The sequence below is a fragment of the Mesorhizobium sp. B2-4-2 genome (genome assembly GCF_006442845.1).
GTDB lineage: Bacteria > Pseudomonadota > Alphaproteobacteria > Rhizobiales > Rhizobiaceae > Mesorhizobium.
The window spans coordinates 74706-90923 of the sequence record NZ_VFVM01000003.1 but is presented as its reverse complement, the minus strand read 5'-3'; the positions used below and the strand labels follow the sequence as shown (position 1 = coordinate 90923).

Annotated in this window: 9 protein-coding genes; 5 read left to right on the top strand and 4 right to left on the bottom strand. The window is 59.5% G+C overall.

From position 1 onward, the window contains the following. Positions 1-7: 7 nt before the first annotated feature. Positions 8-1060 carry a glycine betaine/L-proline ABC transporter substrate-binding protein ProX gene (gene proX, locus FJ942_RS07450; protein WP_224519139.1) on the top strand — a complete coding sequence of 351 codons (1053 nt, stop codon included), beginning with the start codon at positions 8-10 and terminating at the stop codon, positions 1058-1060. A 285-nt stretch (positions 1061-1345) separates the two neighbouring features. Here proX and FJ942_RS07445 read toward each other — a convergent pair whose 3' ends face one another. Together FJ942_RS07445 and FJ942_RS07440 are read right to left on the bottom strand one after the other, a co-directional pair. Beyond that, complete coding sequence (locus tag FJ942_RS07445) at positions 1346-3049, bottom strand: alkaline phosphatase D family protein (RefSeq protein WP_140561326.1); 1704 nt, start codon at positions 3047-3049, stop codon at positions 1346-1348. After that, positions 3046-7173, bottom strand: coding sequence for a GMC oxidoreductase (locus tag FJ942_RS07440; RefSeq protein WP_140897433.1), 4128 nt, complete (start codon positions 7171-7173; stop codon positions 3046-3048). Before FJ942_RS07440 ends, FJ942_RS07445 begins: the two co-directional genes overlap by 4 nt. Before the next feature lie 416 nt (positions 7174-7589). On the opposite strand from FJ942_RS07440, the gene FJ942_RS07435 reads away from it, so the two are divergent. Together FJ942_RS07435 and FJ942_RS07430 are read left to right on the top strand one after the other, a co-directional pair. Then, positions 7590-11342 (top strand): adenylate/guanylate cyclase domain-containing protein, encoded by a 3753-nt coding sequence (locus FJ942_RS07435; protein WP_181169847.1) that lies wholly within the window; start codon positions 7590-7592, stop codon positions 11340-11342. Between the two features lie 47 nt (positions 11343-11389). After that, positions 11390-12076 carry a Crp/Fnr family transcriptional regulator gene (locus FJ942_RS07430; RefSeq protein WP_140897431.1) on the top strand — a complete coding sequence of 229 codons (687 nt, stop codon included), beginning with the start codon at positions 11390-11392 and terminating at the stop codon, positions 12074-12076. A 265-nt stretch (positions 12077-12341) separates the two neighbouring features. Here FJ942_RS07430 and FJ942_RS07425 read toward each other — a convergent pair whose 3' ends face one another. Both FJ942_RS07425 and FJ942_RS07420 read right to left on the bottom strand, forming a co-directional pair. Further along, positions 12342-12614, bottom strand: a complete 273-nt coding sequence (locus FJ942_RS07425) for a hypothetical protein (protein ID WP_140498482.1) — start codon at positions 12612-12614, stop codon at positions 12342-12344. A gap of 224 nt (positions 12615-12838) precedes the next feature. After that, a complete protein-coding gene (locus tag FJ942_RS07420; RefSeq protein WP_140498481.1) occupies positions 12839-13576 on the bottom strand; it encodes a Crp/Fnr family transcriptional regulator in 738 nt (245 codons plus the stop codon). A gap of 223 nt (positions 13577-13799) precedes the next feature. On the opposite strand from FJ942_RS07420, the gene FJ942_RS07415 reads away from it, so the two are divergent. Next, positions 13800-15152, top strand: a complete 1353-nt coding sequence (locus tag FJ942_RS07415) for a substrate-binding protein (RefSeq protein WP_140513453.1) — start codon at positions 13800-13802, stop codon at positions 15150-15152. 185 nt (positions 15153-15337) lie between these two features. Beyond that, on the top strand, positions 15338-16213 hold the full coding sequence (locus tag FJ942_RS07410) for a branched-chain amino acid ABC transporter permease (protein WP_140561321.1): 876 nt from the start codon (positions 15338-15340) through the stop codon (positions 16211-16213). Positions 16214-16218 lie beyond the last annotated feature (5 nt).

The window sequence follows — 16218 nt, the reverse complement described above, 5'->3', positions numbered from 1 at the left end:
AGAATACATGTCGGCGAATTATCGATACCGCAAAGGGCTGAGACTGGCCTGCGCCATGGCTGTTGCAGCAACCATGATGGGTGGGCAGAGTTTTGCGCAGGATAAGCCTGGCGAAGGCAAGACCATTCGTTTCACGTCCTCCGACAGCCTGGGCGCCAACTATATTCAGGACCAGGTCCTGATAGCGGGCCTCGAGAAACTCGGTTACGACGTAAAGTTGTCGACCATGAACATGTCGGCGATCCTGCAGGCCATTTCGCAGGACGACCTCGACATGACCGGCGACATCAACTGGCCGCAGGCCGAGCCCGCCATCGCACAGATCTCGGATACGGTCGAACTGATCAATGAAGGCACGATCGCGGGCGGCGGCATCAACGGCTACATGATCGACAAGAAGACAGCCGAAGCCAACAACATCACCAATGTCTCGCAACTGAAGGACCCGAAGATCGCCGCCTTGTTCGACACCGACGGTGACGGAAAAGCCAATCTGGTGAATTGCGATCCCGCTTGGAAGTGCGGTGACGTCGTCGATTTCCAGGTCAAGGAGTTCGGCTTGAGCGATACGGTGCGCTCCATCCGCGCCAAATACGAGCCGCTGATCGGCGAGGTCTTTGCACGGGCCGACCGAGGAGAGCCGATCCTTCTTTACACCTGGAGCCCATCCTGGATCGTCTATCGGCTGAAGCCCGGCAAGGACGTGGTGTGGCTGCCGATCCCGTATGACGCTCTTCCCGAGGGCGTATCGAAACCGAAGACGCACGAGGTCAAGGACGTGGTTGGCTGTGCGGGGGGGCAGAACCCATGCCGCATGGCGGTTGGCCCATGGAACTGGCGCACGCTCGCCAACAAGAAGTTCCTGGCTGACAATCCGGCGGCCAAGAAATTCATCGAACAAGCGAAATGGTCGCTGGACATCTGGAGCCAGTGGGAAGGCGATCTGGGGGCCGGCAACAAGACCGACGCCGAGATCAAGAAGATCGCCAACGACTGGATTGCCGCAAATCAGTCGGAGTTCGATGGCTGGGTAAAGAATGCGGCTGCCGCCGGGAAATAATCCGGGCAGGCCTCTATCGTGGCCTGTTATCACAATGGTGGCGGACCCTGTCCGCCACCATTGTCGATTGAGGAGACCGATTGCCGGCCAAGCGTTTTCGCTTCATGGCGACGTTTCCTTATGGGGAGCGGCTACACAGGCTCATGCAAAGGGCAGGCGATCGTTTGGACATGCGGCCTCAGAGACGATTATCTCGGGATAAATAGCTGCCGCCGCGCCTGATCGAGCGCGGGCCGCTTGGTATAGTGAGAAAAACTGAGTGAAGCCTTATTTCACGCGCAGCTATTACTCTAGGTCGCGCGTGAAGGTTCCGTTCTCCTTGAGCCCCCCGCTGTCGTGGAACTTGACATCCAGACGCCAATGCGAACGGCGGCGGCATGTCGTTACAAGCGCGAAACCGTCGCCAGGGGCGAAACTTGTCTGCACCTCGCAACAATACGGCCCCTGCTCAGGATCGGGATCGGGAAAGCAAAAAGTCTCATTGGCCTGGAAATTGTCGGCAGTTCCGTTCGCAAACGGATATGGCGCGTACAGCGCCGAACTGTGGATACAATGCAGGATGCTCTGCTTGCCGGTTTTGCTGTTTGTTACACGAGCGGTGACCAGGCTGCTCACGTGCTCGTCACCAGACAGGAATACCAGTCCCTTTATTTCCTTGTTGCACACGAACCTGAGCAGTTTATGTAAGGAAAACGGGTATCCATCCCACGCGTCCGAACGCAAGGCACAAGTGGGGGCCTCGGCCACCTCCCGCCGCCGCGGCAGCACTGCCGAGGATGTGAGAACAAATTTGGGCATTTCGGTGTGTTCAGGCTTGGTAAGCCATTCACAAAGTTTGGCGAATTGCGTTGAACCCATGATCCGCGCTTCGCACCAGTTCGAAACCGTCCGTCCTTGACGTTCGGTGCGCGTGTCGCAAAGGAAGAATGGCATACCGTTGTGGGTTAAATCGTCTCGCCAGATGTGTGCCGGCAGGCGCTTTTCCAGCACCTCGGTCTTGCCACGTTCGTACCTGAAGTAAGCCAGCTTCCCAGGCTTTATGACGATATCATTCTTGCGCATCGCCGGGTCGGGGTCTTTTGCCCAATTGTCGCGAATCTCATGATCGTCCAGCATCATTTCAACCGCCATGTCCAAGCGCTGCATCACCGCCTTCACACCGCGGCTCTGGCCCCGGCGTTCGTAGGGTATTCGGAATCGGTCGTTGACTACCTTAGGGTCGAAAAGCCCTGCCGTAGCGTCGATATATACCTGATCGCCGGCCAGCAGCAGCAACGTTGGGGCGCCGGGTTTGCCCAGTAGATCGCCGAGCGCGAGCAGAGACGCATCCGCGGGCCCTCGTGTCGCATGCTGACCGTCGGGCATGTGGTCGAGGAAATCACTGGGGTATTGGCAACTTGCGAGAGCGAATGAAAGGTTCGATACCGCGCGGGCATCGCTCTTGTGCCGATGGCTTCTGTGCGACCTTCCAGGCCCGCCGACGATCAGGCCACCTCGCAAATCATCCAATGTGTCAGTCTCGAGCGCATACCGAATAGCCTCGGCGGCCCTCTTCACCGCGTTCTTGGCATGCGAACCTGTGTCGAGGATTTCAGGTGGTGATCCCGCCCCGTCGGGCAATTTCGGTAACCGAGCCAAGCCGCCAATACCCTGCGCCTGAACGTACAGCAGCAAGACCAGTACCTGCTGCGCTTCAGGCCATTCATGGAGCGGAACTTCAAATACGTAAGGAGATGCGGGTTGCTTAATATAGTAATGCGGAAGACTATTATAGAGGCTATCGTCCCTCTGTCCTTTCTCGTCGCCGCGGCTCGTAACCGGCGGACCGATCATGTGCAGGCGGTCGCCCTTTGCGTAGACGGGAACAATGAAAGCTGCATGAGGCAAGCCCCGCCCTCCGCTATCGGCCGCTTGCACCAGGATCTTGCCCGCCTCGACCTCTACGCGCACCCCGAAGACGGGCGCCCTGGCTTCAAAGGGGAGCGTCATGGCTTTTCCTCCAAGGGGCCCGGCATATCGGAGATATCCGGCATTCCGAGGTATTTCGCTATAACGCCGCAGATCGACGAGGCGTCTTTGCCGATCAGGCAATCCTGATGACCGTGGCCGGCAATGCACCAGGTCAGGTAGGACGGTTGGCCGAGCGCCAGGAACTGGCCGCTTTTGTCGATAAGATCCCTGATTTCTTCCTCCGATTGCACCGCCTCGACCGCATGCAGAGATGAGTTCAAATGCGGCACGCCGGCCCCTTTGAGCATATTTCGCATCAGTCTTAGCGTTGAGGGGGCGACCAAACCGTTTTCCGCTCCATGGATCGACATCATCGGGAACTTCAGTCGATCCCTCACCCGGTCCGGCAGCACATAGCGATTTATGCCGGCGCGATCGGTCACGGTGTTGAAGCCAGCAAAATGTATGACCTGCGAGACTGTCTCGACGCTGAGCGGGCCGAAGAAATCGTCGATGTGGTCGAGTACGAGGTCAGAGAGATTGTTGAGCGAGAAGGTGCGTGCATAGAGCGCGTCCATCCGATGTCTTGTGCCGACCCAAGGCGTCGCTTTGCCTGGGGGCCAGAGAGGATTCTCGCGCCGATACTCGTCGGACGGCAGCCACATTGCCGAGAGCGCTCTGTCGAGCAATTGACCGGCGAGCGAGATATCGCCATGCGGACTAAACACATAGTCTTCAAGTTGAAGAAAATAACGTACATATCGCATCACATATGCGGCGAGCACATTTGCCGAACTCAACAGCATTGCCGGGCCGACTTGCGAAAACACCACGCGCCCGATCTTATTGTGCAAATTCCTTCGATCATGCTCGCCAAGCACTGCCATGCTGAACATTGCCGCGCCCATGCAATGGCAGACGACATCGAGCCTTTCCTGCCCTGTCGCAGCCAGCACGTGTTGGACGGCGATCGGAATGTCATTCTCCGCCATCTCCTCAAAAGACCAACCGCCTGTGGCGGTAGTCAGGCCTGAACTCGATCGCATATCGAGCACCCAGACATCGCGCCCAGCATCACACAGCGATTGAGCGAGGTTGCCGGGTACGGCAGCATGAGCAAATGTGGTGCCGCTCGCACTGTAACCATGGATGAGCAAGACGGGGCGTTTCGGGACGCCCTTCTCGATACTGCCGTCATAGCGGGCCAGGCGAATGCGGATCGGCGGGCTGAGCTGACCTTTCAAGGTCAACCAGTCGATTTGGGGCGCAGGTAAGCCCGGCACCGCCCCGGGCAGCCGTTGTGGTTCACGCGCAGATGGCGGGTCGGGGCGGCGAAAACTCAGTGCATGTATCTGAAGCACGACGCGAAAACCGTAGAGTATGAAAGAGGCCAGATCTGCCAGTGCCGCGACACGGTCTTGCTGCCCCACTATCCGCAGCAGAGGCACCGATTGCCGCGCCAGGTATCGTTTGTTTAGCTCCAGCGACGGTAGCTTCTTGCCAATGACGGTCTTGCTCATCTGCGGGAAAACTTCGACCGACATCTCCATCAATTGCTGCCAAGGGCTGGCGCCGCGCGCATAGGTGAGGCGCTTAACCGCTCTGATTTTCTTCTGCGTGAACAGAGAGCTTTCGAACCTCGCGCCCGTGCCGAGATCTTCCGGCTCGACAACCTTGTCGATGTGCAAATCGTATTCGATCAGGCGGACCCCGCCCGCACGCGAGCACAGGTGCAGAATGTCGAGCAGTCTGAGATGGGATGCCCCTCCGCTAGGCGGCGTGAAACGCAACCATTCCTGGCCCTGGCGGACCAAGCGGTAAGCAAAGTCGCGCATCCCGCGGTTGAGCGCCCACGCAAGGATAGCGCGCAGCATTCGGGGCACGGGGCGCGATTTTTCCAGATCGAACAGGTGGAGCGATCCCGAGATCTCCGCCTCGAGCGCAACATGGCTTTCATAGGCCTGATCTGCAATGGGGTCGAACTCCTTTCCTGCACGCAGAATGCGCAGCCGACCATGGGCAATCGGCAAACACCGTCCACGGGGCGTTTGCAGCGCGTAGAGATCGGTGAGCACCACCGGCTTGGTGGTTAGCGTCAGTTCGACCATGTGTGGTTTCACACCGTTGCCGCGCATAGCCAGAGGGACCTTGCCGCGCACCTGTTCGGTCAGTTCGATGCTGGTAGGCGTAGGCGCAGGGTTCGTCCGCGGCGTGGAATATATCGGCCGCGTTTCGCCACGAGAGTTCCCAGGCAAGGGTGCATTGGTCAAACGGCCGCCACTGAGTTGCCATTCCTCCTTGAGCTCGGTGATCGCTCGCAATGCCAGAACGGCTATGGTCAAGGCGGGATTGATACCCAGAGACGTGGGCACGACCGAGCCATCGAGCACGATCAACCCTTCGTGAGTGCGTCTGAGGCCGACCGCGGCGGCATCGAACACGCGGCCGCAATGATCGGTCACGCCTTGGCGAACGTCGTCACCCATGGCGCAGCCCCCGAGAGGATGCACCGTCAGCAGCGGGCCGCGCTGGCGACCGAACACGGCTTCGAGCCTGTCGGACAAAGGTCGCCACAACAGGTTGTTCACCAGCCGTCCGCCCAATCCAGACTCTCGAAGCAAGGCGCCAAGGCGCGCATGATGGTTCTCGAGTCGGGGGTCCAGTCGCAACTCCGGCCAGCGCACTGTGAGCATCCCGTCGGCGAGCATTTTTTCAGGATCGTCTTGCTTCTCATCGGCGCTGTTTTGCATCGAGGGCCCTAGCGCCAGTGCTCCCTCCGCGTCGTCGCGGCCGATCATAGCCAACACCAGGGAGTTGGTGATGGCGGCTGGATTGACGGCTGCATCGTCTGCCCGTGAAGGATTCGGCTCATGCTTCGCCCAGTCGCCATCGGCGACGCGATTGAGCACATCGAATGTGGTGGCGCTTTCCTCAAACAGGCGGCGCAGCGGTCCCGGTACGGCAAGATCCTGGATCACCAGGTCAGTAGCCGCGTTGCCGTCGCGCAGATCGATCATTGCGGTTATCGTCGGGCCGACCGCGCGACCGCAATCCTCGCTCTTGATGTTTGGGGCCGGATTCTCGGTTTCGTCAGCGACGCCATTCACCCGTGCCGCCAAATCATGGGCAACGACGAGCATGTCACCATTGGCGGAGAACTTGCTTCCCAGCTGATCGGAGAACTTTATCCCGCGGATTTGCGAGCGCATCAAAATTTCCGTCGAGCCGAATGTGCCTGCTGCAAGGATCACGCGCCTCGCCAGCAGCGCGAACGGCTTCCGCTGGTTATCGCGTAGATGGCCGTCGGTGTGATTGACGTCCAACTGCCATCCTTCGCCCGCGCGCAAAACGCGCAAGACGGTGGCGCCAGTGACGATCTGTACCAGGCTTTGTCGAGCCAGCCGCAACAAGTTCAGGTCGAGGGATTCTTTGGCATTGTAGTTGCAACCAGTGGCGCAGTCGCCGCAACGGCGACATTCGCTCATCGCGACCCCGGCGTGGTTGGTGTGGCAATCGGAAGCGACGGTTATGTGAGCGGGTCGTGCTTTGCCACCAGCCAAATTTCTAATTGCTTCGGACTTGGCCAGGAAAGGCTTGGTGACACGTATCGGCTTGGCTCCCAACCAATCACGCAGCCGTTCAGCTGTCTCTGCGAGCGTCGTATCTCTGCGGATTTTGGTGGGCCAGCGTGCTTCCCGGAAAATCTCCGGCAGCGGCATCTCCATCACGCCGGCGTTGATTAATGAGCCTCCACCCAAGCCACACGCGACGAGAGCTACCGCGTCGTCGCTGCAGCGCAAGTCGTAAAGACCATCGAACACGCCGCGTTGGCGTTTCGCAAAGGGGGTGGCAAAGCGGACGTGGCCGCCCAGATCGGCCAATCGCGAAGGGAACATTCCGGCCAGGTACTCCTTGCCGCGTTCCAGTACGCAGATTTTTAAAGATTGGCCTTGCACATCCTTGCAGGCGCTCAATTCGGCGGCAGCCACCGAGCCGCCATAGCCGCTGCCAACGATGGCAACATCAAAGTCATATCCGCCCTTGACGGTTGTCCTTTCCCTATCGGCGATCTGCGGAAAATCGTGGACCAATGTCTCGAGTCGGTGCGAGAGCCAAGCCGTCGCACGTGGCGGCTCCGGCGCTGCCTTGATGTGTACAGGCAATGCGTCCTCCCTAATTTAGATATCAATCATATACGAAATTTGGTGTAACGTCAGGAAGTCACGCAATCTATCGGGGCGATATTCATTCCCTTTAGGAAGTGCGCGGTCGGCGGTGCTTTTCTCTGCCCTGAAACCATGGGCACGGCTGCGGGAAGGAACCCATGGAGGGTACTTGCGAGCTACTTGAGAGTTTTCTGCCGCTGGAATTACTCGGTAGAATTCACGCACTTCGAGCGGATGGCCCAGTAGCCGTCGAATTCCCGGCTGCAGTGGTGTTTGTCGATGTGTCCAGATACACGGCCTTGGTCGAGCAACTAGCACGACGGGGGCAAGAAGGACTTGAAAGAATCCCGAGCCTGCTTAGTCACTCCTACGCGCGATGCGTGGAGCAAGTATACAATCGTGGAGGCGAGATTTTGTACCTCGCTGGCGACGAACTGCTAGCCTACTGGTCGGCGGATGTCCGCGGACTTGAAAGCGCGGTGCGAGCGGCGACAGCCTGTGCCAAGGCAATCTGCGGCGGCCAGAACGAGCGTTTGGAGAACGGAACAGCTGAAATCGCACCCGCGCTGCATGTTGGAGTAGGGGCGGGGCCCCTCTGGGCGGCGGCTTTGGGCGGCCAGCCGGTCTGGACGCTCTTTGCAGGGGGAGATGCCATCATGCAGGCCGCTCAGTCCCAAGCGGCTGCGCGCCGATGGGAATATGTACTTTCCGACAAAGCCAACTTGGCCCTTGCGCAGCCGTCTCAATCGCGGCGCAGTCGGCCTACGCTGGCTTCTCCGCCTCCGGGCTGGCTGGCAAGGTTTTTGCCTTTGCAGCTCAGGGACCTGCTGTCCGAAGCCGACTTGCGCTCAGTTGCCGCGGACAGCGCCGTTGCCATCCGTTCCGAAGAAGATCGTCCAACGACCGCCCGCTTAGACGCCCTGGCGGAGATTAGGCCGATCACCGCCCTTTTCGCGCGAATTGCCGGACTTGACCATCGTCAACCTCAGGCGCTTGCGCGCTATCAATTGCTATGCGCGACCCTCCAGGAGGATCTGCGTTCGCGCGGTGGGCCGGCCGGCGAGTTGCTCTTCGACGACAAAGGTCTGATTTTCTTTGCGACGTTCGGAGCGCGAGGCAGTTTCCACCGCGACGATCCTTGCCGTGCCGTCGATGCTGCTCGCGCGATCCGTCTGACGGCCCAACGCTTGGGCCTCTCCGCGTCGATGGGCGTGGCTACCGGCGATGCGCTTTTTAGTGTTGTCGGAAGCGCACGCCGGCGCCAGCTGATGGTGATCGGCGCGCCCGTGAATCGGGCGGCGCGGCTTATGACGGCGGCATCGGCAAACGTTCTCTGCGATGCACCAACAGAGCGAGCCAGCCGGACGGCGTTTTGGTTCGAAGAACACGGCACGTTGCAACTGGACGGACTTGGGGACATGGCAACGGTATTTTGTCCCATGGATCCGCGCGCCCCGGTCCAACCTCTTAGTCCGCTGATTGGTCGGCAGAGCGAGCTGGAGTTCCTGAAACGTACGTTCGAGGAGACCCGCCGTGGAGGCAGGCGTTTGCTCGTTGTCTTGGGTGAGTCGGGCATTGGAAAAACCGCTTTGATCAGAGCTTTCACGGACGAACTGCGCTCAACCGCAATCGAGGTTTTGACCGCGCGCGCCGAACGTGACGATCGCCGGACATCGCTCCTGCCATGGCGGCGGGTGCTTGTGTCCCTTCTCGGCCTACCGTCCGACAGCGATGGATTTGCGGTGCTTGATGTCGTCACACAACGGGTTCAAGGCAACTCGTCGCTCGTTGGGCGACTGCCCTTGCTAGGTGATGTTCTGAGCATCGAAATTCCCCAAAACGACGGGACGCGACATCTGGAGGGACCTCATCGCGCTGATGCCACCATGCGTCTTTTGGGTGATCTCATGGATAACTTGGCACCGCGCCCGTTGGCATTGGTCCTGGAGGACAGTCAGTGGCTGGATTCGGCATCGTGGCGCCTCGTCGAGTGGGTTCTCTCATCTCTGTCCTCGTTGCTTCTGGTCCTGTGCGTACGCTCGGACGAAGTTCCGGAGGAGTTAAAAAACCTACGAAGGCGAGCCGAGGCCACAAGAAGGAATACATCCGGAACGGAACCTGACGATCCCGCGCGCCTGTGTCGTATCCTGGATCTTGAGGAACTCAGCGAGGCGTCGATTTGCGAACTGGTCGCCCGCACGCTCGGGGATGTGCCCCCACATGGCGAACTGGCGCGCCGGGTCTCGGCCTTAGCCGGTGGCAATCCGTTTTTCGCCGAGGAGATAGCGCTGACATTAAAGAGCCAGGGGCTCATCGCCATACGCGATGGTTTGTGGTGTCCGATCCGCCCGCTCGAGAGCCTTCGATATTTCGAAGGTGTCGATCGGGTCATTCGGGAGCGCGTTGATCGATTGGAGACCTCAGTCCAGCACGTTCTCAGGGCTGCGGCCGTGATCGGGCGTTCATTTACCGGCGAGGCCCTGGCGACGTTGCTCGAGGGCGAGTTGGATCACGACGGTGTGGGTGCAGCTGTCGAGTCGCTCGTGGCGGCGCATCTCGTGCGTCAGGGCACTGGATCAGGGAACTACGAGTTCCGTCATGATCAAATCCGAGACGTCGTTTATGGCTCAATTCCCAGTGAAGTGCGACAGCGACTTCATGCAGCTCTGGCCGCTTGGATCGAGTCGAGCCAGTCGGCCGGCATGGGCGCGGATGTCGCGGCCCTCGTTCAGCATTTTGAGGCCGCCGGAAACAATTTCAAGGCAGTTGGATATGCCAATTTGGCAGCAATCAAGGCGCTGCAGGTCGGTGCGTTTCGAGAGGTCGAGGCGTTTCTGGAAATCTGCTTGAGATACGAGTCGAAGCAGCCTTGGAGTGCTGAGCAAAGACTTCAGTCGGTGCGTTGGCGCAGGCAGCTCGGCGAGGCCCATTACAGTCGTGGCGACCTCCATGCTCAGGGCATTTCGGTGAGGCGCGCCCTCACCTTGGCGGGCACGCCGGTTCCACGTTCCTCGGCAGCCCTTTTGATGCGGCTGCTTGGGGGTGGAATGCGGCTCGCGTTCCAACAAGTGTTCCCTCCTTCGCTATGGTCAACTCAGGGTGGTGTGCTGGACTCCTGGGAGCGAGAACTAGCTCGCTGCCTTAACCAGGCGGCGGTCGTGGACTATTTCGAGCTTCGCTTTTCGCGAGCGTTTTCCCACACCGTCGCGGCTGTCGCCCATGCGGAGCGCACGGGGCTCACCATGGAGATGGTGATCGCGTCCGCCCAACTGGCATGCGGGCTGGGAATTCTGGGGCGCCGGCGCGCTTGCAACTACTTCATGGCAAGGGCAGAACGGGTGGTGACTGCGCTCGCCGATCCAGCGGTCCATGCCCACCTGTGTAATCTCGATGCGCTCTGGCGCATCGGCCGCTGCGACTGGCTGATGGTAGATCGTCGTCTGGATCAGTCTCAAGAGCTGTGTCTAAAGGCGGGCGATCAACTAAGTTGGTGCAACGCCCAGGCCATGCGCTTCTGGTCAATGTACTACCGCGGTGAATCGGGTGCGCTGGAGTACACCGCCCAGGCGCTGCTCTCCCGCGCGCAGAACAGCGGAAACCTCCAGCAAGAGATTTGGGCGCTCCGATGCAAGTCGTTGTGTGTGCTCCACACGGATAGCCCCCGTGAAGCGGTCGACATCCTTCGGCTGACCACGTCCGCTATGGTCGGATCCGCCGATCTCGCCGACTTGGTCTCCGCCAAAGGGTCGCTTGCGCTCGCGCTTGCACGGGTCGGGCTCCATGCTGAGAGCCTTCGGGCTGTGGTCGAGACGCTACGCCTGCTGCGCGAGATGCGTCGCCCGACTGTGCACAGCACACTGCCCGGCATTGCCGGCGTGTGCGAAGTGCTTCTGCGCGGCAGGGAGGTAGGCCTCTCGCGCGAGTACGACCAGTGGCGCCACTGGGAGCGCCAAGCGCTGCATGAGCTCAAGCGTTACCGCCGCGCGTTTCCTGTCGGCACTGCTCAGTATGGGCTGTGGGTCGGCGTGGCCCATTGGCTGGACGGGCGCGGTGACCGCGCCGTCTCTACTTGGCGGCAAGCACTCGCGGCTGCGCGGCGCCTCTCGTTACGCAGGGATCAGTCGATCATTGCGGCCGAGCTGAGGCGCCGGCAAGACAAGATCTAAGATACTCTCCTGCGTTGGAGTTATCCGATCGGCAACTTGGGGGCGACATGGCTTTTGGCGGCGCGAACGAAAGAAATGATCTCCCGCGCCTTGCACGGATCGATCCGCGCCTGTTCGATCTTCTTTTCGGCGGCTGCAAGGTTGAACGCCACGCGGCGGGCCAGATTCTCTTCGTCCAGGAAGATCCATCCGATCGTATTTACGGGGTGATGAGCGGGACGGTGGAGATCTCGATGTATTCGCCGGGAGGCCGGAAGCTGGTGGCCAATATCGAGCTTTCGCACAGCTTGGTCGGAGAGATCGGCGCGCTTGACGGGCGCCCGCGCACCGCAACCGCCACTTGCCTGACCGTTTGCGATCTGGCCTCGCTCGGTCGGAAGCAGCTCTTCGATCGCATCGAAAAAAACCCACCTCTGGCACGCGCCATGATTGAGCTTTTGTGCGCACGGCTGCGTTGGGTCAGCGGCGAACTTGGCGATCAGGCTTTCTTCGGCATTGAGGCCAGGCTGGCAAAACGACTGGTCTTTTTGGCCGGCGTTATGGCGGATGGCTCAGGTTGGATACCGATCTCCCAGTCCGAACTGGGGGAGTTCCTGGGCGCCACGCGCGAGTCCGTCAACAAGACACTTAACGATTGGCGCAACCGTTCGATTATCGCAATCAAGCGTGGTGGCCTGCGCATAACGAATGCCGGTGCGCTTCGTCACATTGCCGAGTCACAGGACGATGACTGATGTCGCCATTCGCAATCGGCGCGCGCATCAGAGCCGCGAATCAGATTGCGCAACGAAGACCGGATCGGCATGAAGGGAGAGTCCTCCACCTGTCGTGGTGACGAACTGGGAACCTCCGTTCAGCATCCTGACGCCGTCCCAGGCGATTGGACCTGCCACCGCTGTCGCGCGATCTATGGTCGGGCCTTTTCTCAATAGTCCGTCGGTCAGTCGGTACCCGCTCAAGGAGGCAGAGCGGTGGCGCTAGCCACCGCTCTTATCTGGATCAATTCCGGCAGTCCGGGCTGACAGGATCGTACTGGTGTGGGCTGACCCCCATGCACTTGGAGTTCGAAGCGCCACCAGGCAATCCGATCGACCCGGTCGGGAAGCCATACACCGCTTCTTCTGAAGCCAATGAATGTTGACCCTTCAAGTCACCCGGGGCTTCGAAGTCACCATTGTCGGCTCGCAGACTGTGGACGAAGGTCGAGTCGATCGCGAACGAAGGCACCGTGAGGATGAAGAATGCAGACGCAGCTGTAATGATCTTATACATGTTTCTCTCCCTTTGGTTGATGGCATCACAAAATTCGTGATGAGAACGAAATTGGCTTAGTTTAAAAACCAACTTCCTCTTCGGGCTTGATCTTTGCTATTTTCTTTATGATCTGTCCGAAAGAGAGACTAAATTGCCTGCTCTGTCATCTCTTGTACGCCGCGGGTGAGATTTGTATGTGAAGGAATTCACGCAGGGTGCTAATATGATCGACGGGACGCTTTTCATTCCCGCTGCTTCAGCACCGGGATCGGAACGAGGGACATCGGCTGGTACTGAGCCAGTCTTCGAAGGCCCGCAAGATCAGTCAAGTCGATGAAGCGCGCGTTGCTGGTGATAAGCTGTTCGGCGCGCAATTGCTGAATGATGCGATTGAGATGGGGCACGCTCAACCCGAGCGCGTCCGCCATGATTTCCTGTGAAAACGGCAGATCGAAACTTGCTTCGTCGGCGCGTTCGACTTCCAGGAGACGCGCGTGAATCTCCAGCAAAAGGTGCGCCAACCTTTCAATCGGAGTGCGCCGACCTAGATTGACGATGTGTTCCGCATAAGTCGCTGCCTCTTGGGCGGCGAGCCAACTTAACACCAGACCGAATTGGGGCTGCTCGTAGCAGAGACGAATGTACGCGTCGAACGAGCAGACGGCGTAGGTCAGTTCGCTCACGGCAACGACCGAACAAGTGGATCGATCGAAAAAGCTGACCGGGAATCCAATGACATCACCGGGCAGGATGAGCTTCAGGATTTGCCGCCTGCCGCTGCGCAGCAACCTGTAGCGGATCGCGTAGCCGTCTTTAACAAAGCACAGGTTTCGGAACTCGGAGCCGTGAACGACGAGTTCCTCCCGTTTCCGAATGGTAAGATCGCGCTCGAAGATTGCCTCAAGACGTTTGATGTCTAGCGAATCCAGCTTCATTGCACGTGTCAGTCGGGTCACGATCGGGTGGCCGGTCAGCGGCATGCCATGCTCCAAATGTTCATGACCTTCAACGAAACTTTCCTATGCTTATTAATCCAGATCAATGAACAGAATTATCAAACGAAAGTTGTATTGACTGGCAGGCCTACGCCACTGCGAATGCCCATGCAAATAGGCCATTTTCAGCGTTTCGCTGGAAAAAACCGGTTTGCGGGAACAACAAATGAGAGCCGTCCGACGGCTCCACGCTAAGGAGGAACAGCTGATGCCGCTCGACGATCAAAATACTTCCAATATATCCCGCCGCACCATGCTGCACGCGGGCGCAGGTCTTCTCAGTAGTGCCGTTCTGCCCTTATCCAGCTTTGCGGCTTTTGCAGCCGACGACAAGCCCGCGATAGGCACCTGGCCGGCCGGGTCGGCGGGCGACACCGTCTACATCGGAGCCGCGGTGCCCCTTACCGGTGCCTATGCCGTGCAGGGTGCTGATGAACTTAAGGGCTGGCAGCTGGCGGTCGACCACATCAACAACGGCCATGAGTTGATGAAGGCGTTGGCGCCGAAAGTCGACAAGGGGTTGCTCGGCAAGAAGGTCGAGCTGTTGTCCGCCGACAGCGCGGCCAAGCCGAACCAGGCCGTCGAGCTCGAGCAGAATTTCATCCACCAAAACAACATCATCCTGATGACTGGCTCGACTTCATCGGCGGTCGCGGTTGCGCTCAACAAATTCGCGCAGCGCGAGAAGATCCTCTACGTCGCGGGCATCTCCGGCTCAAACGACACAACAGGCAAGGACTGTGTCCGCTACGGCTTCCGCCAGAACTTCTACGGCCAGACCGCAGCCAACGCGATCGGCCCGATCCTTCTGAAGACCTACGGAAAGGGAAAGAAGGCGGCATTCATGACGCCGGACTACACTTACGGTCACACCGTCACCAAGTCGGTGAACGACTACCTGACCTCTCAGGGTGGATGGGAGATGGTGACGGACCAGGTCTCGCCGCTAGGCACCCAGGATTTCAGCCAGTATCTGACCAACATCGCCAATTCGGGCGCCGAATTCATTGTCAACGTCAACTGGGGCCGCGACGCGGTGCTGTCGATCCAGCAGGCCAAGCAGTTCGGCCTGACTCCGAGCATGAAGATGGTCATCCCCTACCAGATCCCCTTCCTTGCCAAGGAAGTAGGCCCCGAACTGACAGCCGGCGTTTTTGCCGCTACCGATTTCTGGTGGACCCTGCAGGACAAGTATCCGCTCGCCAAGCAGTTCGTGGACGCGTTCCAGAAAAAGTTCGGTTATCGGCCGGAATGGGGCGCCGAAAATGCCTATGTCAGCTTCGCTCATTGGGCGCGCATGGTGTCGCAGGCCGGTAGCTTCTATCCGCCGGACGTCATCAAGCAATACGAGAAGGGTGAGACCATCCCTTCACTCGTCGGCGACGTTCACTATCGGCCGGAAGACCATCAGTGCGTGCGACCGGTCGTACTCGTCCAGGGTAAGGACCCCAAGGACATGAAGAGCGACGACGACTACTGGAACGTGGTCGAGGTGGTCGATGGCGCGCCGCTGATGCAGAAGCCTGACGAGTTCGGCTGCAACCTGGGCAGCTACACCTGATATCCCGCAGCGCCTTCTCCGCCCGCCACGGGTGGAGAAGGCGCTCGCACCGGGACTGGCTCTGGCTGGACTCAGACGGTTCGTCTCCCGGCGGTCGGTGGAATGTCGATTGTTCGCGACTTGTCAACCAAACCCTTGCTGGCGCGAGGGCAGGGCATATTTTTCATGATTAAGGTGGGCACAGAGTGATCAACTGGGCAAATTTCATCTCGCAGTGCTTCAATGGGCTCGTGCTCGGCGCGCTTCTGGCGCTGATCTCCTCCGGGCTGACCATCATCTACGGGACGCTCGGCGTCCTGAACCTTGCCCATGGCGCGATGTTCATGCTCGGAGGCTATGCCGGCTGGCTCGCCTACACCTACACAGGTTCATTCCTGGCCGCAGTGGCGGCCGGATCGCTGTTCGTGATGATCGTCGGCGTGTTGATCGAGCGGCTGATCATTCGCCATTTCTACATGCGGCCGCTCGAGGACCAGCTTCTCGTTACGTTCGGGCTCGGCATCGTTTTCGTCGAGACGATCCGCTTCTTCTTCGGCAGCCTCTCGCGCACGGTGCCGCCGCCCGCCTCGCTGGTCGGCATCACCCATCTGGGCTTCATGGTCTATCCCACCTACCGATTGGCGCTCCTCGGCATCGTCGCCCTGGCGCTGCTGATGCTCTATGTCGTGCTCTATCGCACCCGCATCGGGATGATCGTGCGAGCAGGCATCGAGGATTCGGTAATGGTCGATTCGCTTGGAATCGACGTCTACAAGATCTTCATGCTCGTCTTCGGCATCGGAGCCATGGCGGCCGGCTTCGCCGGCATCGTCAACGCACCCGTGGTGTCGATCGCGCCCGATGTCGGGGAAGCCATACTGGTCCAGACCTTCGTGGTCGTGGTGATCGGCGGCGTCGGTTCCTTTCCGGGCGCGATCCTCGGCGGCCTCATCGCCGGCGAAATCATCAGCATCACCTCGATGTTCAATCCCGGTTATTCCTATGTCATGCTGTTCGTGGCGATGACTCTGGTGCTGGTGCTTCGCCCGCACGGGCTGCTCGGCACGGCAGGGCGCGAGTAGACGCG

Coding starts and splice junctions, on each gene's coding strand:
- FJ942_RS07430 (WP_140897431.1), top strand. CDS start 11,390: ATGGCTTTTGGCGGCGCGAACGAAAGAAATGATCTCCCGCGCCTTGCA.
- FJ942_RS07420 (WP_140498481.1), bottom strand. CDS start 13,576: ATGCCGCTGACCGGCCACCCGATCGTGACCCGACTGACACGTGCAATG.
- FJ942_RS07445 (WP_140561326.1), bottom strand. CDS start 3,049: ATGACGCTCCCCTTTGAAGCCAGGGCGCCCGTCTTCGGGGTGCGCGTA.
- FJ942_RS07425 (WP_140498482.1), bottom strand. CDS start 12,614: ATGTATAAGATCATTACAGCTGCGTCTGCATTCTTCATCCTCACGGTG.
- FJ942_RS07415 (WP_140513453.1), top strand. CDS start 13,800: ATGCCGCTCGACGATCAAAATACTTCCAATATATCCCGCCGCACCATG.
- proX (WP_224519139.1), top strand. CDS start 8: ATGTCGGCGAATTATCGATACCGCAAAGGGCTGAGACTGGCCTGCGCC.